The sequence below is a fragment of the Mesorhizobium shonense genome, from assembly GCF_040545255.1.
GTDB lineage: Bacteria > Pseudomonadota > Alphaproteobacteria > Rhizobiales > Rhizobiaceae > Mesorhizobium > Mesorhizobium shonense.
Genome location: NZ_JBEPLM010000004.1, coordinates 385,045 through 403,465, shown reverse-complemented (window position 1 = coordinate 403,465; position 18,421 = coordinate 385,045). Strand labels below are relative to the sequence as shown.

Annotated in this window: 15 protein-coding genes; 8 read left to right on the top strand and 7 right to left on the bottom strand. The window is 64.1% G+C overall.

The annotated features are described in order from the left end of the window. Positions 1-102: 102 nt before the first annotated feature. Complete coding sequence (locus ABID26_RS14205; RefSeq protein ID WP_354415883.1) at positions 103-501, top strand: hypothetical protein; 399 nt, start codon at positions 103-105, stop codon at positions 499-501. A gap of 18 nt (positions 502-519) precedes the next feature. Here the strand turns inward: ABID26_RS14205 and ABID26_RS14200 are convergent, their stop codons facing one another. Continuing rightward, positions 520-2,109 carry a trimethylamine methyltransferase family protein gene (locus tag ABID26_RS14200; RefSeq protein ID WP_354415882.1) on the bottom strand — a complete coding sequence of 530 codons (1,590 nt, stop codon included), beginning with the start codon at positions 2,107-2,109 and terminating at the stop codon, positions 520-522. 220 nt (positions 2,110-2,329) lie between these two features. Then, the gene (gene pdxR / locus ABID26_RS14195) at positions 2,330-3,823 is read right to left on the bottom strand and encodes a MocR-like pyridoxine biosynthesis transcription factor PdxR (RefSeq protein ID WP_040993852.1); all 1,494 of its coding nucleotides are present in this window, start codon (positions 3,821-3,823) and stop codon (positions 2,330-2,332) included. A 463-nt stretch (positions 3,824-4,286) separates the two neighbouring features. Between pdxR and pgi the strand changes: the two genes are divergently transcribed. Further along, positions 4,287-5,930, top strand: coding sequence for a glucose-6-phosphate isomerase (gene pgi / locus ABID26_RS14190; RefSeq protein WP_292345210.1), 1,644 nt, complete (start codon positions 4,287-4,289; stop codon positions 5,928-5,930). 5 nt (positions 5,931-5,935) lie between these two features. Beyond that, a complete protein-coding gene (locus ABID26_RS14185) occupies positions 5,936-6,661 on the top strand; it encodes an HAD family hydrolase (RefSeq protein WP_126096419.1) in 726 nt (241 codons plus the stop codon). Here the strand turns inward: ABID26_RS14185 and ABID26_RS14180 are convergent. Beyond that, complete coding sequence (locus tag ABID26_RS14180; protein WP_126102438.1) at positions 6,658-7,296, bottom strand: class I SAM-dependent methyltransferase; 639 nt, start codon at positions 7,294-7,296, stop codon at positions 6,658-6,660. The genes ABID26_RS14185 and ABID26_RS14180 overlap by 4 nt on opposite strands. 77 nt (positions 7,297-7,373) lie before the next feature. Next, positions 7,374-9,368, bottom strand: coding sequence for a long-chain fatty acid--CoA ligase (locus ABID26_RS14175; RefSeq protein ID WP_292345208.1), 1,995 nt, complete (start codon positions 9,366-9,368; stop codon positions 7,374-7,376). Positions 9,369-9,847: 479 nt separating this feature from the next. On the opposite strand from ABID26_RS14175, the gene ABID26_RS14170 reads away from it, so the two are divergent. From ABID26_RS14170 to ABID26_RS14150, 5 genes are read left to right on the top strand one after another with little or no spacing between them, the layout of a single operon-like run. Further along, positions 9,848-11,446, top strand: a complete 1,599-nt coding sequence (locus tag ABID26_RS14170; RefSeq protein WP_354415880.1) for an ABC transporter substrate-binding protein — start codon at positions 9,848-9,850, stop codon at positions 11,444-11,446. 47 nt (positions 11,447-11,493) lie between these two features. Next, positions 11,494-12,501 carry an ABC transporter permease subunit gene (locus tag ABID26_RS14165; RefSeq protein WP_126102437.1) on the top strand — a complete coding sequence of 336 codons (1,008 nt, stop codon included), beginning with the start codon at positions 11,494-11,496 and terminating at the stop codon, positions 12,499-12,501. A gap of 26 nt (positions 12,502-12,527) precedes the next feature. Then, a complete protein-coding gene (locus tag ABID26_RS14160) occupies positions 12,528-13,412 on the top strand; it encodes an ABC transporter permease subunit (protein WP_354415905.1) in 885 nt (294 codons plus the stop codon). Then, positions 13,412-14,263 carry an ABC transporter ATP-binding protein gene (locus ABID26_RS14155; protein ID WP_292301611.1) on the top strand — a complete coding sequence of 284 codons (852 nt, stop codon included), beginning with the start codon at positions 13,412-13,414 and terminating at the stop codon, positions 14,261-14,263. Before ABID26_RS14160 ends, ABID26_RS14155 begins: the two co-directional genes overlap by 1 nt. Continuing rightward, on the top strand, positions 14,260-15,087 hold the full coding sequence (locus ABID26_RS14150; RefSeq protein ID WP_292301613.1) for a dipeptide ABC transporter ATP-binding protein: 828 nt from the start codon (positions 14,260-14,262) through the stop codon (positions 15,085-15,087). The genes ABID26_RS14155 and ABID26_RS14150 overlap by 4 nt, the downstream gene beginning before the upstream one ends. Positions 15,088-15,437: 350 nt before the next feature. On the opposite strand, the gene ABID26_RS14145 is transcribed toward ABID26_RS14150, so the two are convergent. From ABID26_RS14145 to ABID26_RS14135, 3 genes are all read right to left on the bottom strand, one after another. Further along, complete coding sequence (locus ABID26_RS14145) at positions 15,438-16,733, bottom strand: cysteine desulfurase-like protein (RefSeq protein WP_354415879.1); 1,296 nt, start codon at positions 16,731-16,733, stop codon at positions 15,438-15,440. Between the two features lie 40 nt (positions 16,734-16,773). After that, positions 16,774-17,451: an amino acid ABC transporter permease gene (locus tag ABID26_RS14140; RefSeq protein ID WP_354415878.1), complete on the bottom strand. Its 678-nt coding sequence runs from the start codon at positions 17,449-17,451 to the stop codon at positions 16,774-16,776. Between the two features lie 107 nt (positions 17,452-17,558). Further along, positions 17,559-18,344: an ABC transporter substrate-binding protein gene (locus ABID26_RS14135; RefSeq protein WP_292301618.1), complete on the bottom strand. Its 786-nt coding sequence runs from the start codon at positions 18,342-18,344 to the stop codon at positions 17,559-17,561. Between the last annotated feature and the right edge of the window lie 77 nt (positions 18,345-18,421).

Below are 18,421 nucleotides of genomic sequence, written 5' to 3'. Positions count from 1 at the left end.
GGGCGGCTTGCGCAGCGCGGGCCGCCCTTTTCTTATGCCCTTGTTTCGGCCGCTTGGCGCATCCAGATAGCGTCATACCAGCTGAGTGAGGAGACAAGCATCATGGCTAAGAGGCGCTCTTCCCTCGGCTTCCTCGGCATGTTCGGTCGCTCGGGCGACCTGCGCCAGCTCGATGATGCTCTGCGCCAGGCGGACCTGCATCCGGCCTTGGTGCCCGAGGGCGTAAAACTCACCATCGTCAATCTGATGAACGATCGCTGGCCGGAGGAGCCGCCGCCCCAGGCTTATGCGTCGGTGGCGCAACTCTGCGGCTATTGCATCGCCGGGCCTGAAACCTTCGAGCAAGCCAATGGCAAGGAACGCACGTTGGAAGCCGAGCGCCGCATCGAGGCGGCGCTCGAAGCCGGCGACAGTTTCGATGCGCAGATCGTGCTGATGACGCTGCACGCGAAGCTGATCAGCGCCGAAGTCGTCGAGCGTTACGGGCTGAGTGCGGAGTGAGCTGCGAGAGCGTAGAGTTCAACCGCCCATCTTGCTGCGCGGCAGCTTGATCATCTCGCCGAAGCGGGCGCGCAGCTTGTCGTCGGTGAGCCTCGACACGTGGCGCGGAAAACGCTCGGCCAGTACGCGCTTCTTCTCGGCGATCGCCCGCTGCAGGATGTCGGGCCGGCCCTTCTCGTTCCATTCCTTGGGCGAGAAGCGGTCGCCGACAGCGGGATAGAAATATTCGGTCTGCATCAGCTTCAGCGTCTGCTCGTTGCCGAGATAGTGGCCCGGTCCCTTGAGACAGACGTCGGCGATCGTGTCGATCGACAGCGCCTCATCCGTCACCTCGATGCCGCGCACGCAGCGCAGGCAGTGGCCGAGCATGTCGTTGTCGATGATCAGGCTTTCGAGGCAGAAGCCGAGCAGCGAGGCATGCATGCCGGCCGATTCATAGACGAGGTTGAGGCCGGACAGCCCAGCCATCACATTGGTGATGCCTTTTTCATAGCCGGACTGGATGTCGGGCAGCTTCGAGTCCGTCATGCCGGCGGCCGAGCCGCCCGGCAGGTCATAATATTGCGCCATCTGCGCGCAAGCCGCGGTCAGCACCGACTGCTCCGCCGAGCCGCCGGACATGGCGCCGGTCCTGAGGTCGGAGACGAACGGCCAAGTGCCGAAGATCGCCGGATGGCCGGGCTTGATGGCGTTGACATAGACCAGGCCCATCAGCACTTCGGCCACCGCTTGCACGACGGCGCCGGCGATTGCCGCAGGCGCCGTGGCGCCGGCCTGGCCGGCCGAGAGGAGCAGGATCGGAATGCCGCCCTCGACGCAGGCTTCCAGCACGCCGCAGGCATCTTCGGCGAACTTCATCGGCGGCACGACAAAGCAGTTCGAGTTGGAGACGAACGGCCGCGCCCGGAAGTTCTCCTCGCCGCCGGCGATCGCATAGAGCATTTCCAGCGCCGGCTTGACGTTCTCGCGCACCGTGAACGAGGTGCCGACATGCTTGGACGTCCCCATCACGCAGGCGTAGAGCGTGTTGAAGTCCATCTCGAGCGGATCGGGGATGTCGCGCGGCACCATGGTGCGCTGGAAGAAATGGATGTTGTCGAGCCCGTCGACGAGGCGGGCGGCGTCGTAGATGTCCTGCAGTTGCGATTCGCGATATTCGCGCTTCTCGACGTCGACGAGATGCACGGCCGCACCGGCCGTGCCGTAATGCACGCGCTTGCCCTGGATCACCATGTCATGCTTGGGGTCTTGGCCATGCAGCGTGAAGTGGCGCGCCGCCTTTTTGATCGTGTCGAGCACCAACGCGCGCGGCAGGCGGACGCGGCCGTCATCGCCATAGGTCGCGCCGACCCGGATCAGCGCCTCGATGCAGGAGGGGATGGCGTTGGCAAAGCCCACCGTCTCCAGAAGCGTCAGCACCGCCTCGTGGATGCGCTCCTGGTCGTTCCGGCTCAATGGTCCGTAGCTGCCGCCTTCGAGGCCGGGCCGCACCGGACGGATGTCGTCCGCGAGCGGCGCCGCCCGCATCGCCCGGCGCGCTTCGCGCCCGCCGGACCGCCGCGAACGCTGGTCCGACGACGCTTCCTGCTTCTCGAGAGCCACTGACATGAAAAGCACTCCACCTTTGGTTTTTCAGGAGCAGGGTGCGTGGCGGTTGGTCCACCATCGGCCTGCCTCGTCCCCTTTGTGCCTCGACTATGCCGCCGGCATTGGTACAGCCTATGAGCCAGCCAATCCCGTCGAATATGCCAGATTGCTAAAGCGATGAGGCGTGCCAAAACAAAAAGAGCCGGCGAAGCGCCGGCTCTCTCTTGGACGTCGATGGCGATCAGGCCGCAGCGGGCCGGCGGCCGGCTGCCGTGGCGAGCTCGCGGATACCCGGCTCGATATGCTGCAGCGAGATCGAGGAGATGCCCAAGCGCATGAAACGCGAGGGCTTTTCGCTGCGGTCGAAGAAGCGGTCGCCAGGTTCGATGATGACGCTGCGCGAGGCGGCCGCCTCGGCGAGGCCGCGTGAATCCGTGCCACGCGGCCCCTCCAGCCAGAGCGATGTGCCGCCTGCCGAGTCGGTCGAACGCCACTCTGGCAGGAAAGCGGAAATCGCATGGACCAGACGCTTGCGCCGCTCGTCGAAGGCGGCGGAGAGCCTGCGCACCAGCGCCTCGTGATGGCCGAGCGACAAAAACAGCGCGACGGCGCGCTGGTTGTTCGCCGGCGGGTGCCTGAGCATGAAGCGGCGCAGCGCGCGAAGCTCGGCGATCAGCCCGGCCGATGCGACGATGTAGCCAAGCCTCAAGCCCGGAGCCAGCGTCTTCGACATCGAGCCGACATAGATGACGCGGCCGGAGCGGTCGAGGCTCTTCAGCGCCTGCTGCGGCGCCTCGTCGAGAAGCTGGCTGTCATAGCCGTCCTCGATGATGATCTGGTTGTTGCGGTTGGCCCGCGCCAACAGATCCTGCCGCCGCTCGGCCGACAGCGGCACCATTGTCGGGCAATGGTGGCTGGGGGTGACGAAGACGAAGCCGGAATCGCTGGGGATCGCCGAGGTGACGATGCCGGACTGGTCGACAGGAACCGGCTGGATATCGGCGCCCGCCAGCCGGAAGATCGAGCGGGCGTCCGGATAGCCCGGATCTTCCATCGCCACCTTCGAGCCCTTGGTCATCAGCAGCGAGGCGAGCATATAGAGTGCGTTCTGCGCGCCCAGCGTCACGATGATCTCGTCCGGATTGGCGAAGATGCCGCGGCGCGGCAAAAGCCGGGCCTGGATCTGCTCGATCAGCAGCGGATCGTCGCGGTCGACCATGTCGGACGCCCAGTTGCGGATCTCCAGAACGGCCAGCGCCATGCGGTTGCATTCGCGCCATTCGGCGGTCGGGAACAGCGCCGGATCGAACTGGCCGTAGACGAACGGGTAGGAGGACTTGATCCAGTTGTCGTGCTTGGCCGGCGGCGGCATGTCGCTGGCCGCGATCTGCCGGCGCGCCTTCCAGTCGATCTCGTTCTGCTGGTCAGGCGCTTTCTGGTGCGGCTTGGCGGGTGTGGCCAGCACGTCCGGGTTGACGAAATGGCCGCGCCGCTCGCGCGCCACCAGGAAGCCCTGGTCGACCAGCTGCTGGAACGCAAGCACCACAGTGCCGCGGGCAACCCCAAGTTTTTCCGCCAGAATCCGGCAGGACGGCAGCGGCATCGAAGCGGCGATCTGTCGGTCGAGGATGGCTGCGACGATCGCCTGGCGGATCTGTGCCTGGAGGGTTTGTCCGGATTCGGCCGAAATCCGGAACAGGCCGGACCATATGGCCGTGTCATTGCGCTGTGGCATGGGAGATCTTCCTCGGATGGCCAGCTGTTTTCACTTGGCTGGACCAGTCGAGTGTAGGGGTGGCACAAGGGGTTGCGCCAATCAATTTTTCTGATCGCTGGGATTTATGCCAGTGATCTATAGGCGCGACGCGCAGCGTCGTCGCCGCGCGATACGCAGCACCCAGGCGCGATGCGCAGCATCGTCGCGGCACCATCCCAAGCGCGACGCGCAGCGTCGTCGCCGCGCGATACGCACCACCCCAAGCGCGATGCGCAGCATCGTCGCCCATACCGCGCAGCATCGTCGCGGTGAAATTCTCGGATACTCACCGTCCAATACCGCGCATCATAAAAGCGTGACGCACTTGCGTCATCGCCGCGCTTGAATGAAATGGAAATAGGCTAAATAGAATGACGCGCCGACATGCGCCGGAAACAACCGGCTTGTTAAAATGGTCTAAAAACCCGCCAGGAGCCCGCCATTGGATCAGTCAGCCTTCGACAAGCAGGTCACCGCTCTGCGCGATCAGCGCGCGGCAGCCAAGGGCACCATGCGCCAGGCGTTCGCTGCCGATCCCAAGCGCTTCGAGAAGTTCTCTGCCACCGATGGCGACCTTCTGCTCGACTGGTCGAAATGCGCGGTCGACGCCGACACGATGGCGATGCTGGAGAAGCTCGCCGGCGCCGCCGATCTCGCGGGACGCCGCGCCGCCATGTTCGAAGGCAAGAAGATCAACATCACCGAGAACCGCGCCGTGCTGCACACGGCGTTGCGCAACCTCACTGGTAAGGGCGTCGTGGTCGATGGCCAGGACACGAAGGCCGATGTGATTGCCGTGCTCGACGCCATGGGCGCCTTCGCCGACGCCATCCGCTCCGGCAAAGCCGCCGGCGCCACCGGCAAGAAGATCACAGACATCGTCAATATCGGCATCGGCGGCTCGGATCTCGGTCCGGCCATGGTCACGCTGGCGCTGGCGCCCTATCATGACGGCCCGCGCGCGCACTATGTCTCCAATGTCGACGGCGCGCATATCCACGACACGCTGAAAGGCCTGTCCCCCGAAACGACACTGTTCATCGTCGCCTCAAAGACCTTCACCACGGTCGAGACGATGACCAACGCCGAGACGGCGCGCAAATGGGTGGAGAAGGCGCTGGGCAAGGAAGCGATCGGCAAGCATTTCGCCGCCGTCTCGACCGCGCTCGATCTGGTGGCGAAGTTCGGCATCGCCTCGGACCGCGTCTTCGGCTTCTGGGATTGGGTCGGCGGCCGCTACTCGGTCTGGAGCGCCATCGGCCTGCCGGTGATGATCGCCGTCGGTCCGCGCAACTTCCGCGCCTTCCTCGACGGCGCGCACGAGATGGACGAGCATTTCCGCTCGGCACCGCTGCAAAGGAACCTGCCTGCTTTGCTGGGACTGATCGGCTGGTGGCACCGGGTCGTCTGCAAATATCCGGCCCGCGCCGTCATTCCCTATGACCAGCGCCTGTCGCGCCTGCCGGCCTATCTGCAGCAACTCGATATGGAGTCGAACGGCAAGAGCGTCACGCTGGACGGCGGTGCGGTCACCACGCCGACCGGCCCGCTGGTCTGGGGCGAGCCCGGCACCAATGGCCAGCATGCTTTCTTCCAGCTCTTGCACCAGGGCACCGATTTCATCCCGGTCGAGTTCCTCGCCGCGGCGATAGGCCATGAGCCGGAGCTGAAGCACCAGCACGATCTGCTGCTCGCCAACTGCCTGGCGCAGTCGGAAGCCTTCATGAAGGGCCGCACGCTTGAGGAAGCGCGCGCGCAGATGCTGGCCAAGGGCATGAAGCCCGCCGATGTCGACCGCATCGCGCCGCACCGCGTGTTCTCGGGCAACCGCCCGTCGCTGACGATCCTCTACAGGAAGCTCGATCCGCGCACGCTCGGCCGGCTGATCGCGCTCTACGAGCACCGCGTCTTCGTCGAGGGCACGCTGTTCAACATCAACTCGTTCGACCAGTGGGGTGTCGAACTGGGCAAGGAATTGGCGACGGGCCTGCTGCCTGTCGTGGAAGGCAAGGAGACTGCCGCAAAACGCGACGCCTCGACTGCCGGACTGGTGGCTCATATCCACCAATTGCGCGGCGCGGAGTGACAGGTTTGGCGGACATCAAGGGCATTCTCTTCGACAAGGACGGCACGCTTGTCGATTTCAACGCAACCTGGCTCGGCATTGCCGATTTCATGGCCATGGACGCCGCCGAGGGCGATCGCTGGAAGGCCGACCGGCTGCTCGCCGCGGCCGGCTTCGATTTCGTCAGCAAGCGCTTCAAGCCCGATTCGATCTTCGCCTCCGGCTCGAACATGGATGTCGTCGAGCTGTGGTTCCCACGTCTGTCCGACGAGGACCAGATGCTGGCCGTCTCCCGCTTCAACGAGATCACCTCGGTGCAGGGCTCGTCGATGGCGGTAGCACTTCCCGGTATCATCGAATCGCTGCGGATGCTGCACAAGCGGTCCTACCGCATGGGCGTCGCCACCAACGATTCCACCAGTGGCGCCGAGAAGACGCTCGCCACGCTGGGTGTCGCGCAGCTCTTCGACGCCGCCTTCGGCTATGATGCCGTGGCCAACCCCAAGCCTGCGCCCGATACGGTCGTCGCCTTCTGCGATCTGACCGGACTGAAGCCCAGTGAGATCGCCATGGTCGGCGACAACCGTCACGATCTCGAAATGGCGCGCGCCGGCGGCTGCGGGCTGGCGGTGGGCGTTCTTTCCGGCACCGGCACGCGCGACTCGCTGTCGCCGATGGCTGACGTCATCTTGGATTCGGTCGCCGACCTGCCGGATTTCCTTTCGGCGCGGGTAAGCGTAGCGGCGAGTTAATCAGCGTCTGCCACGACGAAAGCAAACACTCCGCTCGGCTTCGGCGCGCCGCCGCCGTTTCCGCCGACATCGGGCACCTGATACTCAGCCAACGGACAAAGCCGCCGCCTGGGCAGCCAGGCGCGGCCCGGATCGCCGACCAGCACCTCGATGCCGGCGGCAAGGCACCGGTCGAGGAACGGCACCATGCGCTGCCCTACCTCCTGCGCGTAGAAGACGTCGCCGGCGAGCACCAGATCGACGCCGGGCGGCGGACCGGCAGTGATGTCCTCGCCGAATATGGTCATGGCGACGCCGTTGGCCGCGGCGTTGAGGCCAAGCGCGACAATGCCGTTGCGGTCGATTTCCGCCGCGACCACCTCGCTCGCCCCGGCCTTCGCCGCGGCGATGCCGACAAGGCCGGAGCCGGCGCCAAGGTCGAGCACGCGGCGGCCCGCGACGGTCGAGGGCCGGTCGAGAATATAGCGCGCCAGCACCGTGCCGCCCGCCCAGGCATAGGCCCAGTAGGGCGGTTGCGGCTCGACAACGCTTTCATCGGCGTCACCATCCGGCTCTAGCAGCCGCCGCAGCCCGCTGCCGGGATGGGCCATGTAGAGGCGGATTTCGTGAAGCGACGGCACCGGCAAAAGCCGCATGTTCGCCGTGATGAATTCCGCCGGATCGAGCCTTTCGATTGGTTCGCGCGATGCGCTGGCAGCGTGGTCGGCCAAGTCTACTCCCGCAATGCGCGCCGCAGGATCTTGCCGACCGGCGTCTTCGGCAGCTCGGTGCGGAATTCGATGTATCTCGGCCGCTTGTAGCCGGTCAGGTTCTCGCGGCAATAGGCGGTCAGCGCCTCGATGGTCAGCGCAGCGTCCTTCCTGACCACGAACAGCTTCGGCACCTCGCCGGAATGCTCGTCCGGCACGCCGATCGCCGCCACCTCGAGCACGCCGGGATGCTGCGCCACGACCTCTTCCAGCTCGTTCGGATAGACGTTGAAGCCGGAGACCAGGATCATGTCCTTCTTGCGGTCGACGATCTTGGTGTAGCCGCGCTCGTCCATGAAGCCCATGTCGCCCGACTTGAAGAAGCCGTCCTTGGTCATCACCTTGGCGGTCTCGTCCGGCCGGTTCCAGTAGCCGGCCATCACCTGCGGCCCGCGGATGCAGATTTCGCCGACTTCGCCGAGCGGCACGTTGTTGCCGTCGTCGTCGCGGATGGCGATCTCGGTCGAAGGGAGCGGCAGGCCGATCGTGCCGGTGAACTCGCTGGAACTGAACTTGTTGGAGGTGGCCACCGGCGAGGTTTCGGAAAGCCCGTAGCCTTCGCTCACCGGACAGCCGGTCAGCGCCTTCCAGCGTTCGGCCACGCCCTTCTGGACCGCCATGCCGCCGCCAAGCGTCAGGATCAGCGGCCTGAAGTCGAGCTTGCGGAAATCCTCATTGTTGAGCAGCGCGTTGAACAGCGTGTTGAGGCCGGGGAAGATGTGGACCGGGTATTTCTGCAGTTCCTTGACGAAGCCCGGAATGTCGCGCGGGTTCGGAATGAGCACGTTCTGCGCGCCCTGCTGCATGCCCATCAGCGCGTTCACCGTCAGCGCGAAGATGTGGTAGAGCGGCAGCGCGCAGACGAAGTTGAGATGCGCGGGCTTCGGCTTGACCGTATAGGCATCCTCCACCCAGAGCGAATTCTGCGCCACGTTGGACAAGACGTTCCGGTGCAGCAGCGTCGCGCCCTTCGAAATGCCGGTCGTGCCGCCCGTATATTGCAGGAAGGCGATATCGTCGGCCCAGACGGCCGTCGACTTGAAGGCGCTTGCCGAGCCGGCCTTGAGCGCGGCATTGAACTTGACATGGCTGGGCAGCGACCAGGCGGGAACCATCTTCTTCACCCGCCGCACGACGAGATTGACGATCATGCCTTTGAGGCCGCCCAGCATGTCGCCCATCGCCGCGACCACCACATGCTTGACCGGCGTCCGCGCGATCACCGCCTGCAGCGTGTTGGCGAAGTTTTCCAGGATGACGATGGCCTGCGCGCCGGAATCCTTGAGCTGATGCTCCAGCTCGCGCGGCGTGTAGAGCGGGTTGATATTCACCACCGTGAAGCCGGCGCGAAGCACCGCCATCATCGCCACCGGATACTGCAGCACGTTCGGCATCATCAGCGCCACGCGCGCGCCCTTCTCCAGCCCCTTCGACTGCAGATAGGCGGCGAAGGCGGCCGAAAGCCGCTCTAGCTCCGCATAGGAAATCGACTTGCCCATGCACACGAATGCCGGCCGGTTGGCGAACTGCCTGCAGGCGCCGACGAGGAAGTCGCCGATCGAGTTGTGAGGCAGGGGGCCGATCTCGGCCGGCATGTTCTTCGGATAGTTTTTGAGCCACGGCTTTTCCGGCAGCCCGGCGGTGAGTTCCGTGATCGCCTTCGGCAGATGCTTGGCCGGAGCGGATGCCGGCTTTGCGGCGCCCGCTGCCTTTGTGGCGGCGGGCTTGCCGGCAGGCTTGTCGGTTTTTGCGGTTGCAGCCTTGGTGGCGGACTTGGAGCTCGTCTTCGCGTGAGCAGCAGCTGGCTTGGCCTTCGGCTTGGCGGCGGCCTTGGCCGGTGGCGCGGTCTTGGCAGGTGAAGCTGTCTTGGAAGGTGAAGCCTTGGGCGCGCCGGCATCGCCAGTCGCGGCCTTGGCTTTTGCCTTCGCCGGGGGCGTCGTCTTTGCTGCTTTTGCCACCAAATCCCTCCCTGGTGTCCTGGTCGTGCTGCCGCGCGCCGCATTCGCTTCCGATACCGGAAACGTCCTCCGCCGCCGCCGATCGCGGATTCCCCAAGAAATCCCGCATGGCGTCTATGTATTGCCTCTATCGGCGGCCGTGCAAGTCTTGCCCCAGCGGCAGCGGCGGAAAGATTTGCCGCCGAAATCTCTTCGCCCGACCGTTCCGCGAAAGGTGTGCCGACAAGGAGCAGGGTCGCAAGCGGTGAGCTTCCGGGCTGATTTCGGGAGGCAGCCAATCAATAAAAAAATGCAGTCGTTAACAATGTCGTGAGCGAAAAATTCTGCTCATATTTTCCATCATTTGAGGAAAATATGGATTCTTTTCCTGCTTACCGTGGGGTACGCAAACGGGGTGTTCCAAAGCCCCAAAAACGGTGCTTATATGCGCGCTTCGCGAGCCTGATAGAGGGGCTTGGAAGAACATCAGGGAGTGCTCAATGAAAAAGACAATGACTTTTGCAGCCGCGTTGCTGGCTGCAAGCGTCCTCGGCGGGATGGCCAATGCAAAGACGCTTGTCTATTGCTCGGAAGCGTCGCCGGCCAATTTCGATCCGGGTACGACGACGGGCGGCAACGACTTCGACGCCTCGTCGCGCACCGTCTATTCGCGCCTGGTCGAATTCAAGCATGGCGGCACCGAGATCGAGCCCGGCCTCGCCAACAAATGGGAGATCTCCGACGACGGCCTGGTCTATACCTTCCACCTCCATCCGGGCGTGAAGTTCCAGACCACCGACTATTTCAAGCCGACGCGCGACCTCAATGCCGACGACGTGGTCTTCTCCTTCGACCGTCAGTTCAACAAGCAGAATCCGTGGAACGGCGAAAAATATCTGCCGAACCTGACCTGGGACTACTACACCGGCATGGACATGCCGAAATACGTCGCCAAGTGGGAGAAGGTCGACGACCTCACCGTCAAGCTGACGCTGACCGAGCCGAACGCGCCGATGCTGGCCAATCTCGGCATGGACTTCGCCTCGATCGTCTCGAAGGAATATGCCGACCAGCTCGAGAAGGACGGCAAGATGGCCGACTTCTCGACCAAGCCGATCGGCACCGGGCCGTTCCAGTTCGTCGACTACCAGCTGGACTCGGTCATCCGCTATGCGGCGAATCCCGACTACTTCAAGGGCAAGGAGAAGATTGACGATCTGGTCTTCGCCATCACGCCCGACGCCACCGCCCGCATCCAGAAGGTGCTGGCCGGCGAATGCGACGTCGCGCCCTATCCGAACCCAGCCGACATCGGCACGATCAAGGCCAACCAGGACGTCAACCTGCTCGACCAGGCCGGCCTGAACATCGGCTATATGAGCTACAACACGACGATCCCGCCGCTGGACAAGCCCGAGGTTCGTCATGCGCTCAACCAGGCGATCGACCGGGAAGCGTTGATCAAGTCGCTGTTCCAGGACGCCGGCGCGACGCCGGCTCAGAACCTGATCCCGCCGACCATGTGGTCGTGGAACAAGGATGTGAAGTTCGATTCCTACGATCCGGAAGCGGCCAAGAAGGTGCTGGCCGATGCCGGTCTGAAGGAAATCCAGCTCTGGGCTTCCGACCGCGTTCGTCCTTATAACCCGAACTTCCAGCGCGCGGCCGAGCTGATCCAGGCCGACTGGGCCAAGGTCGGCGTCAAGGCTGAGATCGTCAACTACGAGTGGACGAAGTACCGCGAGGAAGGCAAGAAGAAGGAGCGTCCCGGCGCCTTCCAGATCGGCTGGACCGGCGACAATGGCGATCCGGACAACTTCTTCGCAACCCTCTTCGCCTGCTCGGCCATCGGTGTGTCGAACTACTCCAGCTGGTGCGACAAGGACTTCGAGGACCTGATCCAGAAGGCCAAGAAGACCAGCGACCAGGGCGAGCGCACCAAGCTCTATGAGCAGGCGCAGGAAATCTTCGCCAAGCAAGCGCCCGCCTTCCTGCTGGCGCACAGCCAGGTCTATGCCGTCGTTCGCAAGAACGTCAGCGGCTTCATGATGGATCCGCTCGGCATTCATCGCTTCGACGGCGTCGACAAGGCCGAATAAAACCTCTAGGGCGGGCGGCGCGATGATGCGCCGCCCCCTTGTTCAAGATGCTCCGATATCTCCTCAACAAAATCGCCCTGGTCATCCCGACGCTCGTCGGCATCACCATCTGTGCCTTCGCCTTTGTTCGGCTGCTGCCCGGCGATCCGATCCTGGCCATGGCCGGCGAGCATGGCGTCACCCCCGCGCGCTACGAAGAGCTCAAGGAACAGTTCGGCTACAACCTGCCGATCTGGGAGCAGTATGCGCGCTATGTCGGCGAAGTCGCCACCGGCGACTTCGGCGTCTCGATTTCATCCAAGCGCCCGGTTCTCCAGGAGTTCAAGACGCTCTTCCCGGCGACGCTGGAGCTCTCCTTCTTCGCCATGATCTTCGCCATGGTGATCGGCATCCCTGCCGGCATATTCGCGGCCGTCAAGCGCGGCTCATGGTTCGACCAGTCGTTGATGGGCACCGCGCTCGTCGGCTATTCCATGCCGATCTTCTGGTGGGGCCTTTTGCTCATCATCTTCTTCTCCGGCTATCTCGGCTGGACGCCGGTTTCCGGCCGCATGGGCCTGCAGTTCTTCCTGAAGCCGATCACCGGCTTCATGACCATCGACAGCATCCTCTACGGCAAGTGGGACGCGCTGCGCTCAGCGTTCAGCCATCTCGTCCTGCCCGCGATCGTGCTCGGCACCATTCCGCTGGCAGTCATCGCGCGCCAGACGCGCTCGGCCATGCTCGAGGTGCTGGGCGAGGATTATGTCCGCACCGCGCGCGCCAAGGGCCTGTCATCGGCGCGTGTCATCGGTGTGCATGCCTTGCGCAACGCGCTGATCCCGGTGGTCACCACTATCGGCCTGCAGGTCGGCACGCTGCTTGCCGGCGCCATTCTCACTGAAACCATCTTCGCCTGGCCGGGCATCGGCAAGTGGATGGTCGATTCCATCTTCAAGCGCGACTATGTCGTCGTGCAGTCAGGTCTGCTTTTGATCGCGCTCATCGTCATGGCCGTGAACCTCATCGTCGACGTGCTCTATGCCGTCATCAACCCGCGCATCAGGGCGGCATGATGAGCCAGTCGACCGAAATCGCTCCCATGGCCGCCGGCAGCCCGGATCGGCTGACCGGCTTCAAGACCTTCTGGCATTATTTCGCGGTCAACCGCGGCGCCGTCATCGGCCTCGTCGTCTTCATCCTTTTGGTGCTGGCGGCACTCTTTGCCCCGCTGCTCGCGCCCTATGCGCCCGACATCCAGGACAAGACCGCGTTCCTCAGGCCGCCGGCCTGGCAGACGGGTGGCAGCACCCAATATCTGCTTGGCACCGATGCGGTCGGCCGCGATATCCTTTCGCGCCTGCTCTACGGCGCGCGCTTCTCGCTGCTGATCGGCGCGGTCGTGGTCACGCTGGCTCTCACCGGCGGCATCACGCTCGGCCTGCTTGCCGGCTATTTCCGCGGCTGGGTCGACGTCGCGATCATGCGCATCATGGATCTGATCCTCGCTTTCCCGTCGCTGCTTTTGGCGCTGGTTCTGGTCACCATCCTTGGCCCCGGCCTGTTCAATGCGATGCTGGCGATTTCGCTGGTGCTGCAGCCGCATTTCGCCCGCCTCGTGCGCGCCGCGGTCATGGCCGAGAAGAGCCGCGAATATGTCGTGGCGGCGAAAGTTGCGGGTGCCGGGCATCTGCGTCTGATGCTTCGCACCATCCTGCCGAACTGCCTGGCGCCGCTGATCGTCCAGGGCACGCTGTCCTTCTCGAACGCCATCCTCGAGGCGGCAGCACTTGGCTTCCTCGGCCTTGGCGCGCAGCCGCCGACGCCGGAATGGGGCACCATGCTCGCCTCGGCGCGCGAGTTCATCCTGCGCGCCTGGTGGGTGGTGACCTTCCCCGGCCTCGCCATCCTGATCACCGTGCTCGCCATCAACCTTATCGGCGACGGCCTGCGCGACGCGCTCGATCCGAAGCTCAGGAGGTCGTGATGGCATTGCTCGACATCCACAATCTCGTCGTCGAGTTCCAGACCGCGTCCGGTCCGTTCCGCGCCGTCGACGGCGTATCGCTCCATGTCGACGAGCGCGAGGTGCTGGCCATCGTCGGCGAGTCCGGTTCCGGCAAGTCGGTGTCGATGCTGGCGGTGATGGGCCTCTTGCCCTGGACAGCGACCGTCAGCGCCGACCGCATGACCTTCAACGGCCGCGATCTCCTCAAGATGAGTCCTGCCGAGCGCCGCAAGATCATCGGCAAGGACATGTCGATGATCTTCCAGGAGCCGATGGCCAGCCTCAATCCCTGCTTCACCATCGGCTTCCAGATCGAGGAGGTGCTGCGCTTTCATATGGGCATGGACAAAGCCCAGCGCCGGGCGCGCGCCATCGAGCTTTTGAAGCAGGTCGGCATTCCCGAGCCCGAAGAGCGGCTCAACTCCTTCCCGCACCAGATGTCGGGCGGCCAGTGCCAGCGCGTCATGATCGCGATCGCCATTGCCTGCAATCCAAAGCTTCTGATCGCCGACGAGCCGACCACGGCGCTCGACGTCACCATCCAGAAGCAGATCCTCGATTTGCTGGTCTCGCTGCAGGCCAAATACGGCATGGGCCTGATCATGATCACCCACAATATGGGCGTGGTGGCTGAGACCGCCGACCGCGTCATCGTCCAGTACAAGGGCCGCAAGATGGAAGAGGCCGACGTGCTGTCGCTGTTCGAGAGCCCGAAGAGCAATTACACGCGCGCGCTGCTGTCGGCGCTGCCCGAGAACGCCGTCGGCGACCGGCTGCCGACCGTCTCCGACATGCTGTTCGAGCCGGCGCCCTCGGGAGCCGCCTCATGAGCACCAGGGTCGTCGAAGGCAAGGACATCAAACGCGACTACCATGTCGGCGGCGGCCTGTTCCGCGGCGCGCGCACGGTGCATGCGGTGAAGGGCGTTTCCTTCAGTGTCGAGAAAGGCAAGACGCTGGCGATCGTCGGCGAATCCGGCTGCGGCAAGTCAACGCTCGCCCGCATCATCACGCTGATCGATCCGGCAACGGCCGGCGAGCTGTTCATCGACGGCAACAAGGTCGACATTGCGAAGGACGGGCTGAGCAAGGAGATGCGCCGCAAGGTGCAGATCGTCTTCCAGAACCCGTATGGCTCGCTCAACCCGCGCCAGAAGATCGGCGACGTGCTCGGCGAGCCGCTCTTGATCAACACCGACAAGCCGGCCGAGGAACGGCGCGACCTTGCCATGAAGATGCTGAAGAAGGTCGGCCTCGGATCCGAGCACTACAACCGCTATCCGCACATGTTCTCGGGCGGCCAGCGGCAGCGCATCGCCATCGCCCGGGCGCTGATGCTGAACCCGAGCCTGCTTGTGCTTGACGAGCCGGTCTCCGCGCTCGACCTCTCGGTGCAGGCGCAGGTGCTCAACCTGCTCGCCGACCTGCAGGACGAGTTCAAGCTGACCTATGTCTTCATCAGCCACGACCTGTCGGTGGTGCGCTACATCGCCGACGACGTGATGGTGATGTATTTCGGCGAAGCGGTCGAATACGGTCCGCGCGATGAGGTCTTTTCCGACCCCAAGCACGCCTACACAAAGACGCTGTTCGCCGCGACGCCGCGCGCCGACATCGCCTCGATCAAGGCGAGGCTGGCGAAGAGGGCTGCCTGACGCCTGCTTCGCAAGGAGCGAAGCGACATCGGGGAGACCGCCACGCCGTGATCTCAGCCGTCACCGGCCAGACCGGGAAGCCTTGGCGTTCCTTCACACCCCCCTCTGGCCTGCCGGCCATCTCCCCTGCAAGGGGGAGATTGGCAGCTTCGTCGTCGTCGCTTTTCCTCCGACGTAGGCGATTGGCGAAAAGCGTGGTGACATCCGATCTCCCCCCTTGTGGGGGAGATGTCCGGCAGGACAGAGGGGGGCGCTGTCCCGCCAGCATCTCGAAGGCTATCCAGAGCCGCGGCACTCGGAAGTTATGGCAGTATGCCCGGGCGCTGTCTCACCGACACCTCGCGAAGAACTCACGCCAGCTTGGCGATAATCACGCGCAGCGCTTCGCCGAAGCGGCGCACCTCTTCCACCGTGTTGTAGTGCACCAGCGAGGCGCGGATGGCGCCACTGTCCATCGACAGGTTGAGCCGCTTCATCAGCCGCGGCGCATACATGTGGCCGTCGCGGATGCCGATCTGCATGGCGGACATCTCCTCGACGATTCTTTGCGGCGAGAGCTTGCCGATGTTGAAGCAGAAGGTCGGCACGCGCTCATGGATGCGTGCCTCGTCGGCAACGCCATAGATCGTCGCGCCACAATCTTTCAGCACCTTGAGCATCTCTCGCGCCAGCATCAGTTCGTAGTCGCGGATCGCGTTCATGCCGGCAACGATGTTGTCGCGGCGCGAGCGGTTGTTCTCGGGGAGCAGATTGCGGCCGACCGATTCCAGGTAGCGCACCGCGGCGTCCATGCCGGAGACGTTCTCGTAGATGAAGGTGCCGGCCTCGACCTTGTAAGGCGGCTCGTCGGGAATGAAATCCTCTCGGAAGGTCGGCAGCCGCTTCAGCGTTTCGAAGCGGCCCCACAGGAACCCCATATGCGGCGAGAAATTCTTGTAGCCGGAACAGACGAGGTAGTCGCTGTCCCAGGCCTGCACGTCGATCAGCCCGTGCGGCCCGTAGTGCACGCAGTCGAGGAAGACTTCCGCGCCGGCCGCATGCGCGATCTTTGCAACCGAAGCGACATCGACAATCGAGCCGATCGAATGCGCCGTCACCGTGCAGGCGACGAGCCGGGTGCGGTCCGAGAGAAGCGGCTCGAGGTCGTCGACATGGAGGTTGCCGTCCTCGCGCATGCGCCACCATTTGAACTTGGCGCCGGCCTGTTCCAGCGCCAGCCAGGTGGCGATGTTGGCGTCATGGTCCATATCGGTGATGACGATCTCGTCGCGTCCCCCATCTATGCCTTTGGCAAGCATCTGGCCGATGCCGAGGCTGACCAGGCGGATGAACGAGGTGGCGTTCATGCCGAAGCAGATTTCGGACGGGCTGTAGGCGTTGATCAAAAGCGCCACGCTTGTCCGCGCCTCGGCGACCGATTGGTCGACGGTGACGCTGCGGCCATAGCGGCCGCCGCGCTGGACGTTGTGTCCCACCAGATGATTGGTCACGGCCTCGAGCACGCTTTGCGGGATCTGCGCCCCTGCGGCATTGTCCATGAAGATGAAGTCGCCCGCCTGTTGCAGCGCCGGGAACATGGCGCGGATTTTTTCGACCGGGAACGAAGCGGCGCTCTCCGGCGCTTTCGAAACATGGTGCTGGTTCACGGGAGTCTCCTTCAGGTCATCACTGTCGTTCGAGGGGGGATCAGTGCGCGCCGGACTTGGCCTTGCCGCGCTCTTCGAGGTAGCCGACCAGCCGCACCAGCGGCCACAGGAAGGCGAGATAGATGATTGCGGCGCCGATCAGCGGCGTGGGATTGGCCATCAGCGCCTGCGCGTCGGTCGCCTGCTTCAGAAGGTCGGGCATCGCCACGACCGAGGCGAGCGCGGTGTCCTTGAATACCGAGACGCAGTTGCTGGTGAGCGGCGGGATGACGATGCGGATCGCCTGCGGCAGGACCACCTTGCGCATGGCGACCCAGAAGGGCAGGCCGAGCGCGGCAGCAGCCTCGAACTGGCCCTTCGGGATATTCTCGATGCCGGCGCGGCAGACTTCCGCCGTGAAGGCGGCGAGCACCAGCGACAGTGCCAGTGCGGCCGACACGAAGGACGACAGGCGGATGCCGATGAAGGGCAGGGCGTAATAGATCAGGATCAGGACCACCAGGATCGGCAGCGCGCGGAACATGTCGATGTAGAGCGTCGCCAGCCGCCTCAGCGGCTTCGGCGCGTAGAGCCGCACCAGGCAGATCGCCAGTCCGGCGATGGTGCCGAAGACGATCGCGGCGCAGCCGAGCAGGATGGTGTTGCCGAGCCCGCGGATCAGGATCGGAAACGATCGGACCAGGATGCCCCAGTTGAAGAAGGTGTCGATCAGTTCCATCGCCGCTCACCGTGAGACAAGGCCCGCCTGTTTGGCGAAAACCGGAATGGTCGAAGGGAGAGCGCCGGCCTTTGCCGCCGCCCTCGTCAAATTTTTGATTAGCCGGCTTATTGCGGGATCGGTCCCGGCGTCACCGTGCTGGTGCCCGATTCCGGATCGACGCCGAACCACTTCTTGTGGATCGCGGCCATCGTGCCGTCCTTCTTCATCTCGCTGATGGCGTCGTTGACCTTCTCCAGCAGCGGATGACCCTTCTTGGTCATCATCGCGAAGCGCTCGCCGGTCGGAATGCGCACCAGGATCTTCAGCGCCGGCATCTGCTTGATGGCGAACAGGAAGCCGGCAAGCTCGCCTGCGCCGCCGTCGATGCGGCCGTTCTGCACGTCGAGCAAAAGGTCCTGCTGGGCGTTGTAGCTCTTGGTCTCGGCGACGCCGAGCTTGGCGGCGTTTTCCTTCATGTAGGCTTCGCCGGTGGAGCCGGCGATGACGCCGATGGTCTTGCCCTTCAGATCGTCGAGCGACTTTATGGCGGAATCCGCCTTGCCGACGATGGTGCCGTCGCTGTCGTAATAGGCTTGCGTGAACCCCTGGTTCTGCAGTCGCTCCTTGGTTACCGAGATCGACGACACGGCGAAGTCGATGCGGCCCGAAGCTGTGGCCGCGAACAGCGCCTGGAAGCCGAGATCCTGGAACTCGACCTCGGCGCCGATGCGCTTGGCGACATCGTTGGCGACGTCGATCTCAAAGCCCTCGAAGCCGCCGGAATCGGTCTTGTATTCCCATGGCGGGTTGGCCGGATAGGCGCCCACCATGATCTTGTCGGCGAAGGCCGGCGCCGCGAAGGCGACGCCGGCGGCGACGATCACCCCAATCAGTCCTAGACGTTTCAACATCTTGCTTCCCTCTGGTTCGGTTCCTCATCCGCCCCTTCCGGCGCCCAGCTCCAGGGCGCCGCAGGCGAGGCGGTGCC

What these genes read in the sequence shown, in the direction of transcription:
- ABID26_RS14170 (WP_354415880.1), top strand. Translation starts at nt 9,848, where the DNA reads ATGAAAAAGACAATGACTTTTGCAGCCGCGTTGCTGGCTGCAAGCGTC.
- ABID26_RS14205 (WP_354415883.1), top strand. Translation starts at nt 103, where the DNA reads ATGGCTAAGAGGCGCTCTTCCCTCGGCTTCCTCGGCATGTTCGGTCGC.
- ABID26_RS14200 (WP_354415882.1), bottom strand. Translation starts at nt 2,109, where the DNA reads ATGTCAGTGGCTCTCGAGAAGCAGGAAGCGTCGTCGGACCAGCGTTCG.
- ABID26_RS14140 (WP_354415878.1), bottom strand. Translation starts at nt 17,451, where the DNA reads ATGGAACTGATCGACACCTTCTTCAACTGGGGCATCCTGGTCCGATCG.
- ABID26_RS14155 (WP_292301611.1), top strand. Translation starts at nt 13,412, where the DNA reads ATGGCATTGCTCGACATCCACAATCTCGTCGTCGAGTTCCAGACCGCG.
- ABID26_RS14135 (WP_292301618.1), bottom strand. Translation starts at nt 18,344, where the DNA reads ATGTTGAAACGTCTAGGACTGATTGGGGTGATCGTCGCCGCCGGCGTC.
- pdxR (WP_040993852.1), bottom strand. Translation starts at nt 3,823, where the DNA reads ATGCCACAGCGCAATGACACGGCCATATGGTCCGGCCTGTTCCGGATT.
- ABID26_RS14165 (WP_126102437.1), top strand. Translation starts at nt 11,494, where the DNA reads ATGCTCCGATATCTCCTCAACAAAATCGCCCTGGTCATCCCGACGCTC.
- ABID26_RS14180 (WP_126102438.1), bottom strand. Translation starts at nt 7,296, where the DNA reads ATGCGGCTTTTGCCGGTGCCGTCGCTTCACGAAATCCGCCTCTACATG.
- ABID26_RS14160 (WP_354415905.1), top strand. Translation starts at nt 12,528, where the DNA reads ATGGCCGCCGGCAGCCCGGATCGGCTGACCGGCTTCAAGACCTTCTGG.
- ABID26_RS14150 (WP_292301613.1), top strand. Translation starts at nt 14,260, where the DNA reads ATGAGCACCAGGGTCGTCGAAGGCAAGGACATCAAACGCGACTACCAT.